Source organism: Jiangella alkaliphila (assembly GCF_900105925.1).
In the GTDB taxonomy this organism is placed as follows: Bacteria; Actinomycetota; Actinomycetes; order Jiangellales; family Jiangellaceae; genus Jiangella; species Jiangella alkaliphila.
Genome location: NZ_LT629791.1, coordinates 4000001 through 4023730, shown reverse-complemented (window position 1 = coordinate 4023730; position 23730 = coordinate 4000001). Strand labels below are relative to the sequence as shown.

Annotated in this window: 20 protein-coding genes and 2 rRNA genes (1 of these 22 running past the window's edge); 1 reads left to right on the top strand and 21 read right to left on the bottom strand. The window is 72.1% G+C overall.

Annotated elements, in window-relative coordinates:
• Positions 1 to 170: 170 nt before the first annotated feature.
• From BLV05_RS18330 to BLV05_RS18255, 16 genes are all read right to left on the bottom strand, one after another.
• Positions 171 to 1262 (bottom strand): glycosyltransferase family 4 protein, encoded by a 1092-nt coding sequence (locus BLV05_RS18330; protein ID WP_046772327.1) that lies wholly within the window; start codon positions 1260 to 1262, stop codon positions 171 to 173.
• A 38-nt stretch (positions 1263 to 1300) separates the two neighbouring features.
• A complete protein-coding gene (gene murJ / locus BLV05_RS18325; protein ID WP_046772326.1) occupies positions 1301 to 2896 on the bottom strand; it encodes a murein biosynthesis integral membrane protein MurJ in 1596 nt (531 codons plus the stop codon).
• 4 nt (positions 2897 to 2900) lie between these two features.
• Entirely contained in the window at positions 2901 to 3713 is an 813-nt protein-coding gene (locus BLV05_RS18320) for a hypothetical protein (RefSeq protein WP_046772325.1), read from the bottom strand.
• On the bottom strand, positions 3710 to 4684 hold the full coding sequence (locus BLV05_RS18315) for a copper transporter (RefSeq protein ID WP_046772324.1): 975 nt from the start codon (positions 4682 to 4684) through the stop codon (positions 3710 to 3712). Before BLV05_RS18315 ends, BLV05_RS18320 begins: the two co-directional genes overlap by 4 nt.
• A gap of 1 nt (position 4685) precedes the next feature.
• Positions 4686 to 5870: a putative cytokinetic ring protein SteA gene (steA, locus tag BLV05_RS18310; RefSeq protein ID WP_046772323.1), complete on the bottom strand. Its 1185-nt coding sequence runs from the start codon at positions 5868 to 5870 to the stop codon at positions 4686 to 4688.
• Between the two features lie 130 nt (positions 5871 to 6000).
• On the bottom strand, positions 6001 to 7374 hold the full coding sequence (locus BLV05_RS18305) for an IS4 family transposase (protein WP_172860667.1): 1374 nt from the start codon (positions 7372 to 7374) through the stop codon (positions 6001 to 6003).
• Positions 7375 to 7553: 179 nt separating this feature from the next.
• Positions 7554 to 7985 carry an SHOCT domain-containing protein gene (locus tag BLV05_RS18300; RefSeq protein ID WP_046773027.1) on the bottom strand — a complete coding sequence of 144 codons (432 nt, stop codon included), beginning with the start codon at positions 7983 to 7985 and terminating at the stop codon, positions 7554 to 7556.
• Positions 7986 to 8031: 46 nt separating this feature from the next.
• Positions 8032 to 8574, bottom strand: a complete 543-nt coding sequence (locus BLV05_RS18295; protein ID WP_046773026.1) for a potassium channel family protein — start codon at positions 8572 to 8574, stop codon at positions 8032 to 8034.
• The gene (locus BLV05_RS18290) at positions 8571 to 9005 is read right to left on the bottom strand and encodes an RDD family protein (RefSeq protein ID WP_046773025.1); all 435 of its coding nucleotides are present in this window, start codon (positions 9003 to 9005) and stop codon (positions 8571 to 8573) included. Before BLV05_RS18290 ends, BLV05_RS18295 begins: the two co-directional genes overlap by 4 nt.
• A complete protein-coding gene (locus BLV05_RS18285; RefSeq protein ID WP_152691145.1) occupies positions 9002 to 9838 on the bottom strand; it encodes a hypothetical protein in 837 nt (278 codons plus the stop codon). The genes BLV05_RS18290 and BLV05_RS18285 overlap by 4 nt, the downstream gene beginning before the upstream one ends.
• Before the next feature lie 9 nt (positions 9839 to 9847).
• The gene (locus tag BLV05_RS18280) at positions 9848 to 11875 is read right to left on the bottom strand and encodes a Vps62-related protein (protein ID WP_046773024.1); all 2028 of its coding nucleotides are present in this window, start codon (positions 11873 to 11875) and stop codon (positions 9848 to 9850) included.
• A 139-nt stretch (positions 11876 to 12014) separates the two neighbouring features.
• A complete protein-coding gene (gene recN, locus BLV05_RS18275) occupies positions 12015 to 13757 on the bottom strand; it encodes a DNA repair protein RecN (protein ID WP_046773023.1) in 1743 nt (580 codons plus the stop codon).
• A 144-nt stretch (positions 13758 to 13901) separates the two neighbouring features.
• Positions 13902 to 14804, bottom strand: a complete 903-nt coding sequence (locus tag BLV05_RS18270) for an NAD kinase (RefSeq protein WP_082155865.1) — start codon at positions 14802 to 14804, stop codon at positions 13902 to 13904.
• Positions 14801 to 15607 carry a TlyA family RNA methyltransferase gene (locus tag BLV05_RS18265; protein ID WP_046773022.1) on the bottom strand — a complete coding sequence of 269 codons (807 nt, stop codon included), beginning with the start codon at positions 15605 to 15607 and terminating at the stop codon, positions 14801 to 14803. The genes BLV05_RS18270 and BLV05_RS18265 overlap by 4 nt, the downstream gene beginning before the upstream one ends.
• Positions 15608 to 15614: 7 nt before the next feature.
• Positions 15615 to 15956, bottom strand: a complete 342-nt coding sequence (locus tag BLV05_RS18260) for a hypothetical protein (protein ID WP_046773021.1) — start codon at positions 15954 to 15956, stop codon at positions 15615 to 15617.
• Positions 15957 to 15966: 10 nt separating this feature from the next.
• On the bottom strand, positions 15967 to 17130 hold the full coding sequence (locus BLV05_RS18255) for an HAD-IIA family hydrolase (protein ID WP_082155863.1): 1164 nt from the start codon (positions 17128 to 17130) through the stop codon (positions 15967 to 15969).
• 313 nt (positions 17131 to 17443) lie between these two features.
• Here BLV05_RS18255 and BLV05_RS18250 point away from each other — a divergent pair, with 313 nt between their 5' ends.
• A complete protein-coding gene (locus BLV05_RS18250; protein WP_046773020.1) occupies positions 17444 to 18679 on the top strand; it encodes a DUF1015 family protein in 1236 nt (411 codons plus the stop codon).
• Here BLV05_RS18250 and BLV05_RS18245 read toward each other — a convergent pair.
• The 5 genes from BLV05_RS18245 to BLV05_RS18230 form a co-directional block, all read right to left on the bottom strand.
• Entirely contained in the window at positions 18644 to 19102 is a 459-nt protein-coding gene (locus BLV05_RS18245; RefSeq protein ID WP_063932666.1) for a single-stranded DNA-binding protein, read from the bottom strand. The two genes, BLV05_RS18250 and BLV05_RS18245, sit on opposite strands and share 36 nt — an antisense overlap.
• 444 nt (positions 19103 to 19546) lie before the next feature.
• Entirely contained in the window at positions 19547 to 20188 is a 642-nt protein-coding gene (locus tag BLV05_RS37055; protein ID WP_052763220.1) for a hypothetical protein, read from the bottom strand.
• Positions 20185 to 20610 carry a hypothetical protein gene (locus BLV05_RS37050; RefSeq protein ID WP_046773019.1) on the bottom strand — a complete coding sequence of 142 codons (426 nt, stop codon included), beginning with the start codon at positions 20608 to 20610 and terminating at the stop codon, positions 20185 to 20187. The genes BLV05_RS37055 and BLV05_RS37050 overlap by 4 nt, the downstream gene beginning before the upstream one ends.
• Positions 20611 to 21425: 815 nt before the next feature.
• A 5S ribosomal RNA gene (rrf, locus tag BLV05_RS18235) occupies positions 21426 to 21542 on the bottom strand.
• Positions 21543 to 21735: 193 nt separating this feature from the next.
• Positions 21736 to 23730: ribosomal RNA gene (locus BLV05_RS18230) — 23S ribosomal RNA — on the bottom strand (it continues 1116 nt past the right edge of the window).

The window sequence follows — 23730 nt, the reverse complement described above, 5'->3', positions numbered from 1 at the left end:
GGGCCGACTCGCCGCAGCCGGTGTTCGCCATCACAGAACTTGATGAGATCTTTCTCCGATCGGGGTGGCTTGCCGATCTTGATCCGGTACGTTTGGCTTCGGCCACTTTCCCCCGTGGTGGCCACCGCCCCCGCCGGACTCGCGGCTGGCGGGGGCGGACCAATCGCGCGTCAACGCCCGGTCAGGTCCCGGCACAGGTCGGCGACCAGCCGGGCGTTGTCGTCTTCATCGGGCCAGGTCGCGGCTCGTTTCCGGCCACGCTCGCCCAGCTCGGCCCGGCTCCGGGGGTCGTCGAGCAGCGCGCTGACGGCGCCGGCCACGGCGTCCGCGTCGCCGACGGGCACGACCTGCGCGCCGTCGCCGACCAGTTCGGGCACGCCGCCGGCCGCCGTCGTCACCACCGGCAGGCCCACCTGCATGGCCTCCTGGATGACGAGTGGACGGCCCTCCCAGACTGACGTGAGCACGTAGAGGTCCGCGGCGCCGAGCAGGTCCGGGACGTCGGAGCGCCGGCCGAGCAGCCGCACCGGCAGGTCGTCGGCCGCGATGGCCCGGCTCAGCTCGTCCTCCAGCGGCCCGTCACCGGCCACGACGACCAGCGGCGACGGCGTGCGCTCGCGCCAGCGGGCGGCGGCCGCCAGCAGCACGTCCAGCCCCTTCTGCTCGGCCAGCCGGTTGACCGCCAGCAGCAGCGGCCGGTCCGCCGCACCGAGCTCGGCCCGGACGGTGCCGGCATCGCGCTTGGCGGGCTGGACGCGCGGCGCGGCCACCGGGGCCAGCCGGACGTCGGGCGCGCCGAGCTCGCGGGCCCGGGCGACGAGGTCGGACGACACGCCCAGCGTGACGTCGGCCCGGCGCGCCGCCAGCCGCTCCAGCCCGGCCAGCAGCAGCCGCTTCGGCCCCGTCGCCAGGACGGCGTTGTGCCAGGTGGCCAGCAGCGGGACCCGTCCGGCCCGGCGCCGGCCGAGGGCCAGCCCGGACAGCGCGGCCGCCCGGAACCCGTGCGCGTGCACGACGTCGGTGCCGCGGAAGGCCCGCTTCAGCCCCCACACGGCCGCGAGGTCGGCCGGCGGGTTCGGCGCGCTGCCGATGCGTACCGGCGCGAACCGGGCGCCCGCGCCGGCGAAGTCGAACCGCTCCTGCGTCTCCGGCGGGCCGGCCACACCGACCTCGATGCCGAGCCCGCCCAGCCGCTCCACCAGCGACCGGACATGCATGCCGACGCCCCCCGCCGTCATGCCGACGACGATCGTCAGCCTCATCGCTCTCCTCTCTCCGGCCCCATGATGAGGCGATCATCTCAACGGCGCAGCAGCGCGCGGAGGTCGGCGCGGAGGACCGGCCAGGCCAGCGCGGCCGCGACCACCGTCACGGCCAGCGCGGCCAGCAGGCCGGCGAGGACCAGCTCCGCCGCCGACCCCGGGCCGAACGCCGACGCCACCGCCCAGCCGGCCGCCCCGCCCACGCCGGCCGCCACCGCGCCCACCACGAACGTCCGCGCCATCCCGGCCAGCGCCACCCCGCCGGAGTCGCGCACGACCCCAGCCAGCAGCAGCACGCCGGCCACGCTCAGGCCCGCCGTGTGCGCCACGCCGAGCGCCGCGGTCGTCCCGTCCTCCCCCACGGACGACGACAACACGAACGCCAGCGCGATGACCACCAGCCAGCCGCCCGCCGTCGCCGCCGCCGCCGTCTTGCCGCGGCCCCGCGCGTAGAGCGCCCGGCCCAGGTGCGCGACCAGACCGTAGCCGACCAGCCCGGGCGCGAACGCGACCAGCGCCCACGCCATGCGTTCCGGCGGCGCGTCGCCGGCCCCGATCGCCGCGAAGAACCGGGCCACCGGCCACGCGACCGCCGTCAGCACCGCCGCGCCCAAGAGCGACACCAGCACGACCGCCCGGGTCGACCGGGCCAGGACCTCCGCGTACGACGACCGCGACGTCTCGGCGTGCTCGGACAGCCGCGGGAACGCCGCGGTCGCGATCGGCACCGCCAGTACGGCGTACGGCAGCAGGAACACCATCCAGCTGTTCAGGTACGTCACGGCGCCGCCGGTGCCGCCGTGCTCGTTCGACATCAGGTACGACGTCAGGTAGGCGAGCTGCTGCGCCACCAGCGTCACCAGCCCGGCGCCGGCCAGCAGCGCCGCCCGCCGCCTGACGCCGTCGGGGAACCGCAGCGTCGGCCGCACCCCGGTCACCCGCAGCAGCATCGGCACCAGCGTCGCCAGGGCCAGCGCCAGCACCCCGAGCGTCGTCCCGCCGGCCAGCACCAGCTCGTCGCGGCGGTCCAGCGTCGACAGCTCGTTCGGGTCGCCGGTGAACACCGCCCCAAACGTCACGTAGGCCCCGGCCACGACCAGGCTGGACACCACCGGGGCGAGTGCGGCCGCCAGGAACCGCCGGTGCGCCTGCAACGTCCCGGCGGTCACGACGGCGATGCCGTACAGCGGGATCTGCGGCAGGAACAGCAGCAGCATCGAGCGGCCGGCGTCGACCCCCTCCGAGCCGCCGGCGCCGCCGAGCATCAGCTCCATCAACGGCCCCGCGACCAGCACGCCGAGCAGCGCGACCGGCACCAGCAGCACCAGCGTCCAGCCGAGCAGCGCCGACACCGTCTGCTTCACGTGTTCGTGGTCGCCCCGCCCGGCCGCGGCGGCCAGCAGCGGGACGACGGCGCCGGCCAGCGCGCCGCCCGCGACGATCTCGAAGACGACGTTCGGGATCGCGTTCGCGGTCGCGTAGACGCTGCCCAGCAGGGTCTCGCCGACCTGGGACTGGAAGACCAGCTGGCGGCCGAAGCCGACCACGCGGGCCAGCACGCTGACGACGGCGATCAGCGCCGCGCCTCCGGCGATGCCGGCGGCCGCCCCCGCCGCGACCCGGCGTGCGTTCACCGGGTCAGCGCTGGCGGCCGAGGCCGTCGAGCTCGCGCAGCACCGGCGTGCGCTCGATGACCTTGGTGAAGCTGACCTTCTCGCTGGCCAGCGTCAGACCGGTGACGACGACCAGGTGCGCCAGCCGCGCGACCCGGCCCTCACGGGCGACCAGCGCCAGCCCGAGCAGCGCGCCCAGCGTGTTGGCGCCGGCGTCGCCGAGCATGGTCTGCTCGCCGAGGTCGTCGGGGAGCAGGGCGAGCGAGGCGCCGACGGCGGCCGCGCCGACCGGTGCCGCGGGGCCGCCCAGGACAGCGGGCGCGTGCAGCAGCACGGTCTTGTTGGCCCGCCCGGGGCGGAGGTCGAGCAGGTTGAGCAGGTTCGCGTGCCCGGCGACCGCGGCGCCTCCGATGGCGGCGTCGACGACGTTGTCGCTGACCAGCGCCCCGCCGATGACGCCGGCCGCGCCGATGACGCCGATCTTGACGACGCCGCTGGTCACCTCGCCGGACTGCAGCGCGCTCAGGTGGCCGTGCAGGCCCTTGCTGGCCGTCGTGCCGAACAGGTCGTCGTAGAGCCCAACGGCGCCGACGGCGACCGCGGCGGTCACCCCGGCGGTGCGGACGCGGGCCGGCAGCCCGGGCGCGACGGCGATGCCCGCGGCGGCCCCGGCGGCGACGGCCGGCCCGGCGGCCAGCGTCACCGTCGAGCCGCGGAAGTTCTTGCGCTCCCAGAGCTCGGCGCCGCCGGGCTTGGCCGCGCCGACCTTGCGTGCCGCCAGCCACGCGACGGCGCCCGCGGCACCGGCCGCGACCAGCGAGCCGACGATGCGCTTCACGACGAGCTCCCCTCGGTCGCCTCGTCGGTGACGCTCGCGCCGGGTTCCTCCGGGACCGGCGGCAACGCGCCGTCGGTCTCGCCGACCACGCCGTACTGGCCGGAGCCGCCCTCGGCCTGCTCGCTCAGCGCGAAGACGACGGCCGCGCGGCCGCTGGGCAGGTCGACGGAGTCGACGGTGGACACGAGCTCGGCGATGTCGCCGTTGTCGCGGATGGTGCGCAGCAGACCGTCCTCGGCGGTCTGCGCGGGTCCGGCGACCACGGTGCCGGCCTCGGCGGCGTCGATGCCGGTGACCAGCGTGGCCAGCCGGTTCAGCCGGTCCTCGGCGTCGTCGCCGGAGACGTTCCCGGCCACCAGCACCGCGAGCGACGGCGCCACCGAGGCGTCCTGCTCGAGCGTGATGAGGTCGGACTCCTCGAACGCCGTGACGGTGGCGGTGTCGATGGTCTCGGCGCCGGCCTCGGCCGGCGCCGCCATCAGCGCGGCGGCCAGCACCGCGGCGCCGCGCGCGTACCCGTCGCCGTCGGCCGGCAGTTCGGTGCCTGACGCCACGAGCTCGGTGGCCAGCTCGTCGAGCACCGGCTCGGAGTCGGGGTCGGTCCAGGTCGGCTCGACCCGGACGGTGAGGTCGGCCGTCGCGCCCGCCGTCTGGAGGGTCTCGCGGACGGCGGCGACGGTGTCCTCGTCGGCGCCCGGGAGCGCGATGATGCCGACGTTCTCACCGTCCAACTGGCCGGTGACCAGCCGCGGCGTGACCTCTTCGAGGAACGCCTGCTGGTAGGCGGTGTCGGCCTCGGTGGCCTCGAGCTGCTCGCGCAACTCGCGGTTCTCGTCGCGCAGCGAGGAGGTCTGCTCGGCCAGTGTGTCGTCGACGGTGTCGCCGAGCGGTCCCGCACCGAGCACGATGCCGGCCGCCAGCGCGAAGAAGACGGCGATGATCGAGACCAGGTGATATCGAAAGTCGATCACGTCAGAAGAGTCCCTGTACCCAGAAGTAGAAGCGGTCCCACCAGGAGCCCACGATGTCGAGGTAGGCCTGGCCGGTCGGGGTCGCGTTCATGGCGGCGACCACCGCCGTGATGCCCGCGACGATGAGCACGGCCAGCATCCACGTGGGGACGCTGCTGTGGTAGAGCCGGCTCACGCCCTTGGCGTCGACGAGCTTGCTGCCCACCCGCAGCCGGGTGAGGAACGTACTGGCCATGCCGGAGCGGCCCTTGTCGAGGAACTCGACCAGGGTGGCATGCGTGCCGACGGCCACGATGAGGCTGGCGCCCTTGTCGTCGGCCAGCAGCATGGCGATGTCCTCGCTGGTGCCGGTGGCGGCGAACGGGACGCCGGACAGGCCCATGCGCTCGAGCCGGCCCAGCCCCGGCGCGCGGCCGTCGCGATAGGCGTGCACGATCAGCTCGGCGCCGCTGGCCAGCGCGTCGTCGGACACGGAGTCCATGTCGCCGACGATGAGGTCGGGCTTCTGGCCGACCTCGAGCAGCGCGTCGGCCCCGCCGTCGACCCCGATGAGGATGGGGTCGTACTCGCGGATGTACGGCCGCAGCGTGGCGAGGTCTTCCTTGTAGTCGTACCCGCGCACGACGATGAGGACGTGGCGGCCGTCGAGGTCGGTGCGGATCTCGGGCACGCCGACGCCGTCGAGGAGCAGCTCGCGCTCGCGCTTGAGGAACTCCATGGTGTTGGCGGCGAACGCCTCGAGCTGCGCGGACAGGCCCTCGCGGGCCGCGCTCATCAGCTTGGCGAGGCTCTCTTCGTCGTGCCTGATGCCGACACCGACCGCCTCGCCGGTGCCCTCGCGGTAGAGCGTGGTGCCGTCGACGCGGCCCAGCTCGCCCTCTTTGATCGCGCTGAACAGGTCGGGGCCGACGTCGTCGATGAGCGGGATGCCGGCCCGGACGATGATGTCAGGCCCGAGGTTCGGGTAGCGGCCGCTGACCGACGGGCGGACGTTGACGACCGCGCCGGCCTGGCAGGCGACGAGGGCTTCGGCGGAGACGCGGTCGAGGTCGAGGTGGTCGATGACGGCGATCTCGCCCGGCTTGAGCCGTTTTGTGAGGTTCTTCGTCCGGTGGTCGAGGCGCACGACGCCGCTGACCCCGGGCAGGTCATCGGGCTTGCGACGGCGCAGTGCTGGCATCCTCACCAAGCGAATCCTGCCACGTCCGGACCCGTAACACCGCATCGGCCGGATGTGTGTTGGCCGTTTTCCGGCCGTTCACCTCCTCGCGCCTCCCATGATCATCAACCTTTCGTGCTGCCATGGCGCAATGCCGTTAAGTTAGGGCGGTTTTGCTGGCCCGGCGAACTTTGATCTTGTGGGTGGCGTGGCTGGGTGGGCGGGTCTGGTCTCGTCGTTTGGCTTTGAAGGTGTTCCGGGGTGGTTTCTTGACGCGCTGCGTGACGCGGGCTCGTCGTGGCGGGTTGAGGTCGCTGCTGATGGCGGCGATGGCCAGGACGCGCGTGTTCTGGTCGAGTCGGCCGGCGGTGATGGTGTCTCGGGTGACGCGGATGGTGATGGTGAAGGAGATCCGGCGCGGGTCCACGCCGACGGTGTCCGCGGCGTCGGTTCTCAGGGTGCAGAGGGCTTGGTAGGTGACGAGCAGGGCGTAGATCTCCTGATCGACGAGGTCGGGTGACTTCGAGCGCAGGATGAACCCGGCGCCACGCAGTCGGGTCTTGAGTTCCTGGTAGCTGTTCTCCGATTCCCACCGCTGGTGGTAGGCCTCGGCGACGGCTCGGGCGGGCGCCTCGGCCGGGTCGAGCAGGGTGGTGACGAGCCTGATATCGCTGATGGTGACGGTATCGCCGACGTGGGTGGTGACTCGGTAGTCGACGATACGCACCGGGTGCCCGGGCATCGGAGGCTCCGGCCAGCCCCGCCGGGCGGCGGTGCGCCAGCGCTTCTTGTAGCGTTGCGCGGTGATCACTGACAGGTAGGAGCCGTCGTCGAGGATCTTCATGGCGGGGAAGTCGGCGTTGCCCTTGATCCGCCAGATCAGGTCCGCGCCGGTGCTGGTGGCGATCTGGGCGAACAACCGGTGACCGAAGTTGCGGTCGGCGAGCACCAGCATCCCCGGACGCATCGCACCGATCAGCCGCTGGGTCAGTTCCTGCTCGCTGTGCCGGCACGCGTCGAACACCGCGTCGATGATCGCGTGGGTGGCGCATTCGATCAGCGCGACCAGCCGCACCTGTGCGAACCCCGAGGGCGTGCCGATGTGGCCGAACGCGGCCACGTTGGCCGCGGTGTCGGCCAGGTCCAGGGCGGTGCCGTCGAAGGCGACCAGCCGCCGCCCGAACAGCCACGCTCCCGCCGCGTCGGGCGCCGCGCGTGGGCCTCGGACCCGGTCGAACAGCAGCCGCAGCGGCGTGACGCCCAGGCGTTTGCGGGCCTGGCACAGCGCCGACGCGCTCGGCACGACCAGCCCCCGCAGGTACCCGAACGTGCTGGTCAGCCAGCACATCACCATGCGGTATCCCGGCGGGGAATGCGAGTCGGCGCCGCAGAACACGCATAACCCGAGCACGAAGACCATCACCGTCCGGGCCGGCAACAGCCGCCGCCGCTGCTCGCGCACACCGGCCTGCTCGATCACCTCGTCCAGCAGCTCCGGACAAAGATCACTTTCCAGTGCGCCCAGACTCACCTCGCCCGATCGCCACGTGGCAGACTCAGAACTCACAGGGCCCTCCGGCAGACGATGATCTTCGACAATCACCGTTCTAACGGAGGGCCCTGCCCACGAACCCCACCGACACGCCGCTGACCAGCACAAACCGCCCTAACTTAACGGCATTGTGCTATCACGACGCAAAAGGTTGATGATCATGGGACGGGGGTCAGCAGCCTCGACTTCTGGGCCGAGAACTCCTCCGGCGTCAGCACGCCGTCGTCGCGCAGCCGGGCCAGCTTGGCCAGCTCGTCGGCCGTGCTCGGGGACGCACCGGCACCGCCGGCGCCGCTGTTGCCGTCCGTGGCGGCCGCCTCGCGGACGTACTCGCGGAACGCCTCGTCGCGGCGCTGATAGTCCGCGGCCATCCGCTCGGTCATGCCGGAACCGCGCACGATCAGGTATATCAGCGCCCCGAACAGCGGGAGCACCAGGATGAAGATCGTCCACAGCGCCTTCGTCCAGCCGGACAGGTCCTGGCTGCGGAACACGTCGGTGAGCAGGGTCACCAGCAACCAGATCCAGGCGACGAACAGGAAGAACCAGAGCATCGTCAGGAACAAGTTGAGGAGCGGGTAGTCGTCCATGGGTCCACCTCCGGACGTAGCGTCCCGCGCCGGCGGGCCGCGATCCTCACCCCCGGCGGGTGATCTCGGGCGGTTCGGCGTCGTCCGCCCGGCCGTGGACTGTCCGGGCAACGCTGAGCCGGTGCGCGATCTGCGACGACGCGACGGCGAACAGCGCGCCGATCACGACGAGGTCGAAGACGATCTGCACCATCGCCGCGATCCGCGCCCCCTGCCCGGCGGCGTGGACGTCGCCGTAGCCGACCGTGCCCAGCGTGACGATGGAGAAGTAGAGCGCGTCGGTGCGGGTCTCGAGGCCGGCGAACTGGGTGGGGTCGTCGCGTTCCAGCAGGTAGTACGTCAGCGCGAAGAACACGACGACGACGTACAGGACGCTCAGCAGGCCCGACACCCTGGCCCGCGTCTGGTCCAGCTGGGCGACGAACCGGCGCACCTCGATCAGCGTCAGCCAGATCAGCCCGCCGACGCCGGCCACGAACGCGGCGGCGCCGACGATCTCCGGCGTCCCGTCCGGGCGGTTCAGCGGCAGCGTGTAGTAGACGAGCAGCGCGCAGGCCAGCGTCCCGGCGCTGCGCAGGACGTTCCTCATCGGACCGCCTCCCTCAGCGGCGGGTCGTGCACCAGCGCCGTCCCCGCCACCACGTCGTGGACGGCGCGCGTGTCGCGGCTGACCAGCGTCCACAGCACCCCGATCGGGAAGACGACGCACAACAGCGCCCGCACGAACGCCCGGCCGGCCTTGGGCGGACGGCCCCGTGCGGTGACGACGCGCAGGCCGAGCACCAGCTGGCCGGGCGTCCGGCCGGTCAGCGCCCAGCCGGTGGTCAGGTACGCCACGACCAGCACCGAGTGACCGGCGCCGAACGCCCAGCCCGGCAGCGCCGGGAACGCGAACGGCGGCCCCTCCAGCGTGTACCGGATGCCGCTGATCACCACCCCCGCCAGCGCCGTCGCCGACGCCACCACCGCGATGTCGACCAGCGCGGCGGCGGCGCGGGACACCAGACCCGCCCCGATCACGGCGGCGCTCGTCCGGTCCCGTCAGCCGGCCCGGGCGGCACGCGGGCGCCGTTGCGGGGCGGCCGGCGCAGGACGACGCGGTCCACGAAGCCGTTGATCGCGCGGTCGGCGCCGGCGCTGCGCACCCGCACGGCGTCGACCGTCTCGGCGGCCATGCCGGCGCTGGACTCGCGGACGATGCGGCTGAGGTCGATGTCGTCCAGCACCCGTTCGACCAGGTCCGGCACCCCCAGCCGGTCCACGACGGCGTTCAGGTCCACCCGCGCCACGACGGCGTCGACGTCCAGCCCGCTCACGATCGCGTCCAGGTCGACCTCGGCCAGCACCGCGTCCACCACCGCGTCGAGGTCGGTCTCGGCAACGACCCGGTGCACCGAGCGCCGCCACGCCGACCGCAGCAGCAGCGCCGCCGCACGCTCGTTCCGGCGCTGTTCCTCACGGCCGACGCGGGCCAGCCCGTCGATCCGCCGAGCCAGCCCCGTCCGCCCGGCCACGGCACCGCCGGCGCGGACCACCATCGCGGCCGCGGCCTCGACCGGCATCGCCACGCCGGCCGCGACGTCCAGCACGCGGCGGCTGGTCAGGGCGGCCACGCCCAGCGCCGCCTCGCCCAGCCGGACGGCCGCGACCTGCACGATCGCCGTCTGGTGGTCATTCTCCCCCGGCGGCGGTGGGGGCGCGGCCAGGCCGTCAGGCGTGCGCGTCCCCGGCGTCGCCGGGAGCCCCGGCGTCAGGGCGCGGATCGCCAGCCCGGCACCGCCCGCGAGCACCCGCCCGGCCCGTCCGGCCAGCCGCACCGCCGCCGGCCGCCGGGTAGCACCGTCCGTTCCCATCGCGCCACCTCACTCCCTCGGCAAGGCTCCCGCGACGACCTCCGGCCGGTCCTCACCCACGTCAGGTGATCCGGCCCGCAGGCTCAGGTCGAAGTACAGGTAGCCGAGCACCAGCGCGACGAACGGGATCGTGACCACGTAGACCAGCGCGGTGATCAGGTTGATCACGTTGAACGAGCCGTCGGACACCAGCAGCAGGATGACGCCGACCAGCGGGCCGGTGATCGCGCCCAGCCCGACGACGAGCGCCGCGACCGCCGTCGCGCGCCACCACTGGCCGCGGACGGCCTCGCGGCTGCGGCGAAACGCCTCGCCCGTCGACTTGTCCTCGATCATCACGGCCTGGACGGCGAAACCGTTGCGCACCGCGTAGATCAGCGCGAGCGGCGCCGTGAACACGAACAGCAGCAGTGCCCAGCAGACGACCACCAGCCGCACCGCGACCAGCGCCAGCGGCCGCAGCTTCGCCCGGACCGCGCGGTACGCCGACAGCACGGTCACCCGCTCACCGTCGTCGAGCGCGCGCAGGGCGTGCGCCGTCGCCGCCACCACGCAGAAGTAGGCGAGCAGCGAGATCGCCCCGCCCATCAGCACGACGATGAACACCGTCGCGGCGTTCTGGTCGCCGTCGGTGTCGACCAGCGACGTCAGCTCGCCGGCCTCGACCAGGACCCACTGCAGCCCGGCCGCCGCCAGCATGACCGGGACGTAGACCAGCCCGATGCCGGTGAACAGCAGCGGGTGCCGCGTGTACATGCGCCGGGCCGCGACGATGATGCGGCCCCAGCTGCGCCGCTGCGCCACGGGGACCGGGTCGCCGGGCGTCCAGGTGGTCCGGGTCGCGACGACGAAGAGCGCGACGACGAGGCCGGCGAGCACCAGCAGGACCGCGGCCGGGTTGCGGATCAACTGCAGCAACAGGTTCGAGCCGCCCTCGACGACGCCGCAGAACGCACCGGTCGCGCTGGGGCCGAGCGACGAGCCCAGCGGCACGGTCGCGCTGGAGTCACGCCAGCTGTTCTCCGACCAGCGGATCGGGGCGGTCCATTGGTACTTCATGTTCGGGCCGGTGGGACCGTTGTAGAAGGCCTCCTGGCGTTCGCCCCAGCGGCCCTCGAAGCCGAGCCACGGGTAGCCGGCCAGGTAGTCGTCGGTGTCGGTGGGTACCGCCTCGGTCTGCAGGTTCGCCAGCTCGGTGTGCGGTCCGGTCGTGTCGTCGCAGCCGACGCCGGCGGCCGAGCTGGCGCCCAGGTACAGGGCGTCGGTGAAGAAGTTGGCGTGCGACCCCTCGGCCGGATAGACCACCGGGTGCGTGCCGTCGACGAGCTCGAGCTTCTCGTCCCCCCACCTGGCGCGTTCGGCGCTGGAGTGCTGGCTGTAGCCGACGCTGGCCGGCTCGACGTCGAGGGCGGCCATCGCGTCCGGGGCGTCGATGATCAGCTGGATCATCTCCCAGTCGCCCTCGTGCAGGTTGTTGAAGTCGTTGTAGACGTAGAAGAACCAGTACTGGACGGCGACGTGGCCGGGGCGGGCCGGGTCCGCGACGACGCGCCCGTACACCGTCGGCGCCGTGCCCTCGCTGATCTGCCGGCCCCACTGCTCGTAGCCGCAGCCCGGGTCGAGCGCGTCGCCCGGGAAGTCCAGGTGATACTCGAGCAGTCCGGACTCGATCCGGTCTTCGCTCGGCGCGATGCCGACGAGGTCGTTCGACGTCCAGGGCCCGCGCAGGGCGACGCCGTCGTTGTCGAAGATCACGTCGACGTCGACCGGCAGGTACGGCTCGCCGTCGCCGCACGCCTCCAGCTGTTCGCGGATGCGCACGACGGGTGCGTACCGCTCGATCAGCTCGGTGGAGGCGTCCTCCTGCTCGGGCGTGCTCGGCGGGAGCGGGGCGACGTCCTCGTCGTCCGGCGGCGTGGGCAACTCCGGTGACGCGACGACGGCCGTTGCCGCGGGGGCAGCGTCCAGCGCGCTCGCCTGCTGGGCCGGAACCGCCGTGGCGGCCACAGCCAGCAGGGCGACGAGAGCCGCGACCATGAGCGCCCCCTGGGTCCGGTTTGCGACGGCGTCGCTCCCCCACCAACGGTGATCACCTTAGCCCGGTCCGCGTCGTGAGGGCGGGATCTTCGCGACGATCGGCGCTGCCGTGGCGCGGCAGCGGCGCGCCTCGGGCGGGTCAGCCGCTCCGCTTCGAGCTGGCCGCGGTCTCGAGCAGCTCCTCGGCGTGCGCCCGCGCCGACGCGGACCCCTCCAGGCCGGCCAGCATGCGCGACAGCTCGCCGACCCGGCCGGTGTCGTCGAGGGTCTCGACGCCGCTGCTGGTGACGCGGCCGTCGTCGGACTTGACGACCTTGAGGTGATGGTCGGCGAACGCCGCGACCTGCGGTAGGTGCGTCACCACCAGCACCTGCGCGTGCTTGGCGAGCATGGCCAGCCGGCGGCCGACCTCGACCGCCGCCTTGCCGCCGACGCCGGCGTCGACCTCGTCGAACACGAACGTCGGGACCGGGTCGGCACCGGCGAACACGACCTCGATGGCCAGCATGAGCCGGGACAGCTCGCCGCCGGACGCGCCCTTGTCGAGCGGCCGCGGCTGGGCGCCGTTGTGCGCGGTGAACAGGATCTCGACGTCGTCGACGCCGGTGGGCCCGAACCCGTCGCGCGGGCGGACCTCGACGACGATGCGGGCGTGCGGCATGGCGAGCGCGGTGAGCTCGACGCTGACGTCGTCGGCGAAGCGGGCGGCGGCCTCGGTGCGGGCCTTGGTGATGGTGGTGGCGAGGTCGTTCAGCTCGGCGGTCAGCGACTCGCGCTCATCCGCAAGCGCGGCGACCCGGTCGTCGTCGCCGTCGAGCTCGAGCAGCCGCCGCGACCCGGCCTCGGCCCAGGCCAGCACGTCGTCGATGGTCTCGCCGTACTTGCGCGTCAGCGCGGTGAGCGCGGCACGTCGCTCCTGGACCTGAGCGAGCCGCTCGGGGTCGGTGTCGATGCCGGCGCCGTAGGAGGCGAGGTCGGCGGCGACGTCGCCGACCAGGTAGGCGGCCTCGGCCAGCCGGTCGGCCAGCGCGGCCAGGTCGGGGTCGTGGTCGCGCTCGGGGTCCAGCGCCTGGCGGGCCTGGGCCAGCAGCCCGAGCACGTCGGGCGCGTCGGGCATGGTCTCGTCGCCGGACAGACCCTGGTGCGCGGTGACGGCCGCGGTGCGCAGCGCGTCGGAGTGGGCCAACCGGCCCTCCTCGCCGCGCAGGACGCCGTCCTCACCCGGCTGCGGGTCGACGTCCTCGACCTCGCCCAGTCCGAGGCGCAGGAGGTCGGCCTCCTGGGCGCGCTCGCGGGCCTTCGACGTGACCTCGGCCAGCTCCGACTCGACGGCTCGCAGCCGCGCGTAGCGGGTCGTGTACTCGGCCAGCGGCTCGGCGACCGCCGCGCCGGCGTACCGGTCGAGGGCGGCGAGCTGCCGCGATGTCCTCAGCAGCCGCTGCTGGTCGCTCTGCCCGTGCACCGCGACGAGCCCGTCGGCCAGTTCGCCGAGCAGGCTCACCGGCGCGCTGTGCCCGCCGACGTGGGCGCGGGAGCGGCCTTCGGCCATGACGGTGCGGCTGAGCAGCAGCTCGACGCGTTCTTTCTTGTCCTTGCCCTTGCCGGTGGCGGCGGCCGGCTCGAGGTCGGCGCCGGCCTCTGTCGCCCGCTCGGCGACCACTCCCCCCGCGTCGATCGTGACGCGGCCCTCCACCAGCGCGCGGCTGGTGCCGGTGCGGACGGCGCCACCGTCAGCGCGGCCGCCCATGAGCAGGTTGAGGCCGGTCAGCACCATGGTCTTGCCGGCGCCGGTCTCGCCCGTCACGACGGTGAGCCCCGGACCCAGCTCCAACTGGGCGTCGTCGATGACGCCGAGTCCACGGATACGGATTTCCTCAAGCACGGGACCTCAGCCTACCGTCGCGGTGCCGCTGGACACGGTTGCGACTTGTCGGTGAATGCGTGGTTGTTCGGGCCGGGCCGGTCGCCCCGATTGTCGCGCCTGACGCCCTCTGGCACCCGGTCCCACGCCGACGGGAAGCCCGGGTCACGAGCGGGCGCCGCGCCAGCCCTCGACCGGGAGGGCGAACTTGGCGACGAGGCGGTCGGTGAACGGAGCCGTGTGCAGCCGCGCGAGCCGGACCGGCTGCGTCCCGCGGCTGACCTCGACCCGTGCGCCCGGCGGCAGCTCGACCGCGCGGCGTCCGTCGCACCACAGGATCGCGCCGGGCGTGCGGTGCTGCACCGTCACCGCCATGACCGACGTCGGCGCGACCACGAGCGGCCGGGCGAACAGGGCATGTGCGCTGATCGGGACCATCAGCAGGGCCGCGACCTCCGGCCACACCACCGGGCCGCCGGCGCTGAACGCGTACGCCGTCGAGCCCGTCGGCGTCGCCATGACGACACCGTCGCAACCCCAGCGCGAGAGCGCCCGGCCGTCGATCTCGGCGACGAGGTCGAGCATGCGCTCGCGGCTGAGCTTCTCGACGCTGACCTCGTTGAGCGCCCAGCCGGTGGCCGTCTGCTTGCCGTTGTGCCGCACGACGACGTCGATGGTCATGCGTTCCTCGACGGGATAGTCGCGCTTGGCGATGTGGTCGACGGTGAACCCGAGGTCGTCGACCTCGGACTCGGCGAGGAAGCCGACGTGGCCGAGGTTGACGCCCAGGATCGGCGTGCCGGTGGGCCGGGCGACCTCGGCGCCGCGCAGGATCGTCCCGTCGCCGCCGATGACGACGACCAGCTCGCAGTCGTCGGCAGCGTTCGGATCGCCCTCGGCGACGACGGCGACCCGGATGTCGGACTCGGGGATCGGGATGTCGTGACGCTCGTCGGCCATGACGCGCACCGAGATGCCGGCCGCGTCGAGCTTGTCGATCACCTTCGCGGCGACCTGTCTGGCCTCCTCGCGGCCGGTGTGGGTGACGAGCAGCACCGTGCGGGTCATTGCGGCCCTTCCTCTACTGCACGCTGGACGTCTTCGGTGCGGACCCCGGGTGCGCCGGCGCGCAGCCAGAGGAAGTACTCGACGTTGCCCGACGGGCCGGGCAGCGGGCTGGCGGTGACGCCATTGACACCCAGGCCCAGCTCGCCGGCCGCCCTTGCGACGTCGAGGACGGCCTCGGCCCGCAGCTCCGGGTCGCGGACGACGCCGCCCTTGCCGACGCGGTCCTTGCCGACCTCGAACTGCGGTTTCACCATGAGCGCGAAGTCGGCGTCCGGCCGGCTCACCGCGACCAGCGGACCGAGCACCAGCCGCAGCGAGATGAACGACAGATCGCCCACCACGACGGCGACCGGTTCCCCCACGAGTTCCGGGGTCAGGTCGCGGACGTTGGTGCGGTCGTGCACTTCGACCCGGTCGTCGGATCGGATCGACCACGCCAGCTGCCCATACCCGACGTCGACCGCCACCACGGACGCCGCGCCGCGCCGCAGCAAGACGTCGGTGAACCCGCCGGTCGACGCGCCGGCGTCGAGGCATCGTCTTCCGGCGACCGTGAGCCCGGCCGGCTCGAACGCGTCCAGCGCCCCGGCCAGCTTGTGCCCGCCACGCGAGACGTACTCGTCGCCCTCGGCCGGCTCGGTCACCCGCACGGCCTCGGCCGGATCGACGGCCGTCGCCGGTTTCGTTGCGACCCGCCCCCCGACCATCACCCGGCCGTCGCCGACCAACGTGGCCGCATGCTCGCGCGAGCGGGCCAGACCACGGCGCACCAGCTCCGCATCGAGTCGTCGTCGAGGTGGCACCGGGCGGTCAGCCTTCGCCCTCGCCGGCGCCGCGGTCGCCGACGTCGTCCGCCGCCCCGCCCAGGGACGACGGCCCGCCCGGCGAGGACGGTCCGCCGAGGTCATCACCGGCTGCCGCGTCGTCGAACTCTCCGGCCTCCGCGTCGTACTCCTCTGTCGCGGGCGCGTCGGACTCGCCGTCGAACGGAGCGTCTGGTTCACCGGACAGGCGGTCCTGCAGCACCTGATGGGCCCGCTCGATCAATGGCGCATGCTCATGCACCGGCAGCCCGTCGAGCGCCTCCAGCGTCCGCACCGCCTCGTCGACCTGAGCGTCGCCGCTGCCGCCGTCGTCCGTCAGTTCCCGCATGACGGTAACGCTAGTACGGCCGCGCCGGGGCACGGGTGATTCGAGCGGCATCGAGCGCGGCCCGCACCGACGCGGCGTCGACGGCACCCTCGCCGCCCTCGCCGCCTGCCCCTGCAGCGTCGGCCGCGGCCCAGACGGCGCCGCACGCCGCCCGCAAGGCGTCCAGCTCGCCGTCGCCCCCTCCGCCCGCGTCTGCGCCGTGCCCGCCGGGACCGACCTCGCCCGGTCGGGCTTCGCCGATGCCGGCCGCGCCTGGATCGCCCGGCGCCACCGGAGATCCGGCCGTCACCCGGGTGAGCCGCAACGTGCCGCCGTCGACGACCGCATGCCAGTCGCCCACCTTCGCCTCGCCCGCGTGGACCGCCAACGCGTCGGCCGGCAACTCCAGCGCGCGCAGGTCGTGGCCCACGTAGGTCGGACGCAGCCGCGGCGGCGCCAGCACGACGTCGATCGGATCGGTGACGCCCGTGAGCACCAGCAGGCTGTCGGCTCCGGCCGCGTTGGCCCCCTCGACGTCGGTGTCGAGGCGGTCGCCGACCACCAGCGGCCGCGTCGCCTGGGACCGCAACATCGCCTCCCGGTGCATCGGCGGCTCCGGCTTGCCCGCGACCACCGGGTCGCGACCCGTGGCCGTCCGGATGGCGTTGACCAGTGTGCCGTTGCCCGGCGCCCGGCCGCGGTCGGTCGGGACGACGGGATCGGTGTTGGTCGCCACCCACGGCAGCCCCGACGCCACGGCGTAGGTGCCCTCGGCGAGCATCGGCCAATCGACCTTCGGCGAGAAGCCCTGGACGACTGCGACCGGGCCGTCGTCGGTGCCGGAGACCGGGACGAGGTCCTGCTCGCGCAACGCGACCTCGAGCCCTTCGCCTCCGACCACCAGCACCCTCGAGCCGCTGGGGAGTTGCTCGGCCAGCAACCGGGCGGCCGCCTGCGCCGACGTCACGACCTCGTCGGGCCGTGCTTCGACGCCGATCTCGGTGAGGTGTGCGGCGACCCGCTCCGGCGGCCGGGAGGCATTGTTGGTGACGAACGCCAGCCGCATGCCGGCCAGACGCGCCCGGTGCAACGCCTCCGGGGCGTGCGGCACCGGACGGGGGCCGATGTAGACGACACCGTCGAGGTCGAGGAGGGCGACGTCATAGGTCTGGGTCAGGGGCTGCACGACACTCATCCTCCCAGCAGGATCTCCCGGTGGTCGTGCCCGGGCGGAGCGGTTCCTCGAGTGTCGTCGTGCCGGGCATGGCCCCAGCAACGGTCGCCCCGGCTCGGCGCCTCGCACCGACGACGTCGAGGAGGCCTCCGGCCCCTTCTCGTAGCCGGTGTGCCCGGCCCTCTACTCCTTGCATGCCGTCGTGCCGGGCATCGCCCCAGCAACGGTCACCCTTGGCTCGGCGCCTCGCACCGACGATATCGAGGAGGCCTCCGGCCCCCTCTCATCGTCGGTCTGCCCGGCCCTCCTTGGGGGGCCGCGTACCATCCGCTAGATGACCTCCGCCGGGCCGCCGCTGCGACTGACGCCGTTCCGCGCGACCACGTACGCACCCGGCACCGACCTGGCCGCGGTGGTGTGCCCGCCATACGACGTCATCGGCGACCGTGCGCTCGCCGAGTTCGAGGCGCACGACCCGCACAACATCGTTCACCTCACGCTCCCCCGCCCGCTGCCCGGCGACGGCGACCGGTACGTCCGGGCCGCGCACACGCTGCGGGAGTGGCGCACTGCGGGCGTGCTGCGCCGCGATCCGGCCCCGGCGTTGTACGTCTACGAGCACGTGACCGCGGGCGGCGCGGCGATCGGACTGGTGGGTGGCGTCGGCCTCGACGGCCCTGTTCTTCCACACGAGAACACCTTTCCCGGCCCGGTGGCCGACCGCGCCGCGTTGATGAACGCGACCCGGATGCAGCTCGAGCCGATCCTGCTGACATATGACGGCGGCGGTGCGGCCAGCGGGGTCGTCGACCACGCGGCCGGCACGGTGCCGCACCAGGAGTTCACGGTCGCCGGCGAGACGCACCGGCTCTGGCGCGTCGACCAGCCCGACGCACTGGCCGCCGTCGCCGCCGACCTGGCCGGCCGGACCGCGCTGATCGCCGACGGACACCACCGGTTCGCCGCCTACCGCGCGGTACACGCCGACGACCCTGTCCCCACGGCGACCGACCACGGCCTGGCCCTGCTCGTCGACGCCGCCCGGCACCCACTGGAGCTGCGCGCTATCCACCGCAGCGTCGCCGGACTGACCCTCGACGAGGCGGCGACCGCCGCGGCCAAGGCCTTCGACGTCGTCGAACTGGCTGCCGATGACGACCCCATCGCCGCGCTCGAGGCCGAGCGAGGCACTGCCTTCGTCATCGGCGACGGGCGACGACAGGCCCTGCTGCGCTCGCCGCGACCATCGCTACTCGCCGACGCCGTGCCTGCCGACCGGCCGGACGGCTGGGATGCCCTGGACGCTGCCGTGCTGGTGGACGTGTTGCTGGCCTACCTGTGGGACGTCGACGACGCCGATCCGCGTGTGACGTACCACCACGACGGCCGGGACGCTCTCCGCGTTGCCGCACGCCACGCGGGCCTGGCCGTGCTGGTGCGACCGCCCGCGCTGGCGGACGTCCTGGCACTGGCGGCCCGCGGCGAGCGGATGCCGCGCAAGTCGACGTCGTTCGGGCCGAAGCCGTGGACGGGGCTACTGATGCGCGACCTCGCCCCCGACCAGCACTAGGCGCCGATCGGACGACGGATCCGCACGCGGCTGCGTGGCCGCGGCCGGACGTTTCTTCGGTGTCGGCGGTGGTCGGCGAGCCTTGAGATTGGCCGACTCGACCTCGATCTCGAAGGTGCTCTGACCAGGGCCGGCGCCCGAGCGCCAGAACCGGCGGCGGAGCGCTCCGGTGATCTCGACGGTGTCGCCCTCGTCGAGGACGCGCAGGCTTCGGCGCTGCGCCGGCCCCCAGGCGGTGCACGTGACGGTGTCGACGCGACGTGGAGCGGGGACACCCGCCGGTGGACTGGGACGTTGGACGACCAGGCGCGTGGTCACGATCTCGTCGCCACTGGGCAGCATGACCGCCTCGGGTTCGACGGACAGGCGGCCGACCAGCCGGACCTGGTTGGCGTGTTCGACCGACTTCTTCTTCGGGCTCATCGTGGGGCTCCTTCGGCTGAGGGGATCGGGGTCTGCGTCCATCGTGGGGTGGGGTTGAGGGAGCGTGCAGCCGCGAAATGCCGAATTGTGGATGAGCGAACGAAGTGGTTGAGGCTGTGGACAGCAACGGGTGGATGTGTCGCACGACGGGACGCCCCGGCGTGGTGCTGCCCGCCGGGACGGACGGCGCCCTGATAGCCGCATCTGGTGACGAGAGGGCTATGCAGGGTGTGCGGATCACCGTGGCCCGACGGGCGAGGTGGCCCCGCCGGCGCCCGTGAGCGGTGGGCCGCGACGTGTCGCCGAGCGATGGCGACGCCGTCGGCGCGACGACCATCGGCCTCCGCTAGCTCGGCCGAACGCCTACCCGTGGTGTCCGGGGGGCCGTTCGTGCCGTCAGTGCTCGCGGAACTCGGAAGTACCTTCACCCGTCGCGCCCCGGGGTCAGTCCTCGCCGAGTTCAGCGGCACGCTCGGCGGCGTCGGTCTCGTCGTCGATGTCGGCCTCGGCGGCGCGCAGGAACCAGCGGCGTGCCTCCTTGTCGCGTCCGGCGGCCAGTAGGGCGTCGGCGTAGGCGTATCGGAGGCGGGCGACCCACTCGGCGCGGGCGTTGGACCGCAGCTCGGGGACCTGCAGGGACACCGCCGCTGCCTCGTGATCGCCGAGGTCGCGGCGGGCGCCGGCGGCGACGATGAGCATCTCGACGCGGCCGGCGGTGTCGAGGCCGGTCACCGCGGGATCGTGCGAGAGGTCGAGGGCGCGCCGGGGGCGGCCGAGGCCACGCTCGGCGTCGGCCATCATCGGCAGGTACTCGGCAGAGCCGGTCATGCGGCGAGCGGCCCGCAGCTCGGCGAGAGCGTCGGCGTACTTGCCGGCCAGGTAGGCGGCGACGCCGGCGGCCTCGCGGACGACGCCGATGCGCCCGGCCTTGCGTCGCGCGGCCATGGCGTGCTCGTAGGCCAGCTGCGGGTCATCTTCGAGCAGCCGCTGTGCCATCACCAGGTGCCGCGCCACCGCGGCCGACATCTGCCCGGACAGCGCGCTGAGCTCGGACCTGATCTCCTCGTCGAGCTCGCGGCCGGTCACGTCCTCGTCGACGATGGGATCAGGGACGCGAGGGGCGCTGCTCGGCCCAGGCGCCGTGCGGGAACCGTCCGCGCCGTCGGCCGGGCCACGGGAACCGCCGCCGCGCGGGCCGCGGTCGCCGCTGCCGCCGCGGGGGCCACCGCCGCGACGTTCGCCTCCGGCTCGGTCGCCACCACCGCCACCGCCGGGACGACCGCCCGCTCGTCCGCCGGACGAGCGATCGCCGCCACGGCCGCCAGCGGTACGGTCACCACCGCGCGAATCGTCGCTGGAGCGCTGACCGTACGGCCGGCCGCCGCCGGGTTCGCTACGGCGCTCGCCGCGCGAATCAGAACCACGGTCGTCGCGGCGACCACGGCCTCGGGGATCGTCGCTGGAACGCTGGCCATAAGGACGGCCACCGGACGGGCGGTCGCCGCCACGCGAGTCGTCGCCCGAGCGACCGTAGGAACGGCCGCCGGACGGGCGGCCGCCCGCGCCACGGGAGTCGTCACTGGAACGCTGGCCATAAGGACGGCCGCCGGACGGGCGGCCGCCCGCGCCACGAGAGTCGTCACTGGAACGCTGACCGGAGGAACGGCCACCGGAGGGACGGTCACTGCCGCGCGAGTCGTCGCCGGAGCGGCCATATGACCGGCCACCAGACGGGCGGCCGCCCGCGCCGGAGGGACGACCGGCGCCACGGGAGTCGTCGCCGGAGCGCTGACCGGAGGAACGGCCACCGGAAGGACGGCCACCACCGCGGTTGTCATCGCCGGAACGCGGCTTGGAGGCGCGGCCACCAGCGCGGGAGTCGTCGCCGGAGCCACGGCCGCCCGAAGGACGGCCACCCCCTCGACGCTCGGGGTTCGAGGGATCATCAGAGCCACGCCGGGACGCGCCGCCGCGCGATCCGCCGGCGGGCCGGTCGTCTCGGCCACCGCCGCTTCGCCCGGCTCGGCCGTCGTCAGACGGATCCGGCGTGCTGGGGCGGTCGGGACCAGACATCGATGATTCCTCTCGTTCCTCAGGTGGTCACCCACATTCTCCCCTGTCGGCAACCGAAATGGCGTAGCGGGCTCCGCCGTGGGCCTGGGGATGCCGACGCTCGAGCGAACCGCCCTCGTGTACCGCACTGCCCTGGTCTGGTGCGTCGCCGCTTCCGCAACGATGTCGAGCGGGCGTAGGCCAGCCCGCGGTGGGCCTGGACGTGCGTGAGGCCCCAACCGTTGATGGGTTGGGGCCTCACTGGGTGTGTGTCCGGCGGTGTCCTACTCTCCCACCCCCGCTAGAGGGCAGTACCATCGGCGCTGGTGGGCTTAGCTTCCGGGTTCGGAATGGGTCCGGGCGTTTCCCCGCCGCTATGACCGCCGGCACGTCTATGGAGTTGTGTCACCGGCCCCGCACCATCCACCCCTTTGGTCCACGTGTGTGGAGTGTGGGGGTGTGTGCTGGGGTTGGTGCCCGTTCGTTGGTCGGGAACCGTATAGTGGACGCGTTTTGGTGTTCTTCATCTGTTACCGCAGCCCCGACACGCCTGTGAGGGGGTGTTGGGATGTTTGGTGTGTGTGGTCAAGTCCTCGGCCTATTAGTACCGGTCAGCTTCACCCATTGCTGGGCTTCCACGTCCGGCCTATCAACCCAGTCGTCTAGCTGGGGGCCTTACCACCTCGCGGTGTGGGAGACCTCATCTTGAAGCAGGCTTCCCGCTTAGATGCTTTCAGCGGTTATCCCTTCCGAACGTAGCCAACCAGCGGTGCTCCTGGCGGAACAACTGGCACACCAGAGGTTCGTCCGTCCCGGTCCTCTCGTACTAGGGACAGCCCTTCTCAAGTCTCCTGCGCCCGCAGCGGATAGGGACCGAACTGTCTCACGACGTTCTAAACCCAGCTCGCGTACCGCTTTAATGGGCGAACAGCCCAACCCTTGGGACCTGCTACGGCCCCAGGATGCGACGAGCCGACATCGAGGTGCCAAACCATGCCGTCGATATGGACTCTTGGGCAGGATCAGCCTGTTATCCCCGGGGTACCTTTTATCCGTTGAGCGACAGCGCTTCCACAAGCCACTGCCGGATCACTAGTCCCTGCTTTCGCACCTGCTCGACCTGTCGGTCTCACAGTCAAGCTCCCTTGTGCACTTGCACTCGACACCTGATTGCCAACCAGGCTGAGGGAACCTTTGGGCGCCTCCGTTACCTTTTAGGAGGCAACCGCCCCAGTTAAACTACCCACCAGGCACTGTCCCTGATCCGGATCACGGACCGAGGTTAGATATCCAGTACGACCAGAGTGGTATTTCAACGTTGACTCCACCGACACTGGCGTGCCGGCTTCACAGTCTCCCACCTATCCTACACAAGCCGAACCGAACACCAATACCAAGCTATAGTAAAGGTCCCGGGGTCTTTCCGTCCTGCTGCGGGTAACGAGCATCTTTACTCGTAGTGCAATTTCGCCGAGTCCGTGGTTGAGACAGTGGGAAAGTCGTTACGCCATTCGTGCAGGTCGGAACTTACCCGACAAGGAATTTCGCTACCTTAGGATGGTTATAGTTACCACCGCCGTTTACTGGCGCTTAAGTTCTGAGCTTCGCCGTGAGGCTAACTCGTCCCCTTAACGTTCCAGCACCGGGCAGGCGTCAGTCCATATACATCGTCTTGCGACTTCGCATGGACCTGTGTTTTTAATAAACAGTCGCTTTCCCCTGGTCTCTGCGGCCTTCAACGCTCCCGGAGCAAGTCCGTTCACGTATCGGGCCCCCCTTCTCCCGAAGTTACGGGGGCATTTTGCCGAGTTCCTTAACCACGGTTCACTCGATCGCCTTGGTATTCTCTACCTGACCACCTGTGTCGGTTTGGGGTACGGGCGGCTATGGAACTCGCTAGAGGCTTTTCTCGACAGCATAGGATCACCCACTTCGCCGCAATCGGCTCGGCATCCAGCCTCGGGCGCTACTGTGGCGGATTTACCTACCACGGCCCTGCACTGTTACCCCGGGACTACCATCGCCCGGGATGGGCTACCTTCCTGCGTCACCCCATCGCTTGCCTACTACCGGTTCGGATCCCACGCTCCCCCACCAGCCACCCCGAAGGGTGAAGAGGTAGGTTCGGGTGGTTAGCATCACCGGGCTCGGCATGGTCGCGCCACAACCGGTACGGGAATATCAACCCGTTGTCCATCGACTACGCCTGTCGGCCTCGCCTTAGGTCCCGACTTACCCAGGGCGGATTAGCCTGGCCCTGGAACCCTTGGTCATTCGGCGGACGGGTTTCTCACCCGTCTTTCGCTACTCATGCCTGCATTCTCACTCGTGTAGCGTCCACGACTGGGTCACCCCGCCGCTTCAACCGCCACACGACGCTCCCCTACCCAACCACACACCTGAACCACGAAGGCTTAGTTGATTGTGTGATTGTCACAGCTTCGGCGGTGTGCTTGAGCCCCGCTACATTGTCGGCGCAGAATCACTTGACCAGTGAGCTATTACGCACTCTTTCAAGGGTGGCTGCTTCTAAGCCAACCTCCTGGTTGTCTTCGCAACTCCACATCCTTTTCCAC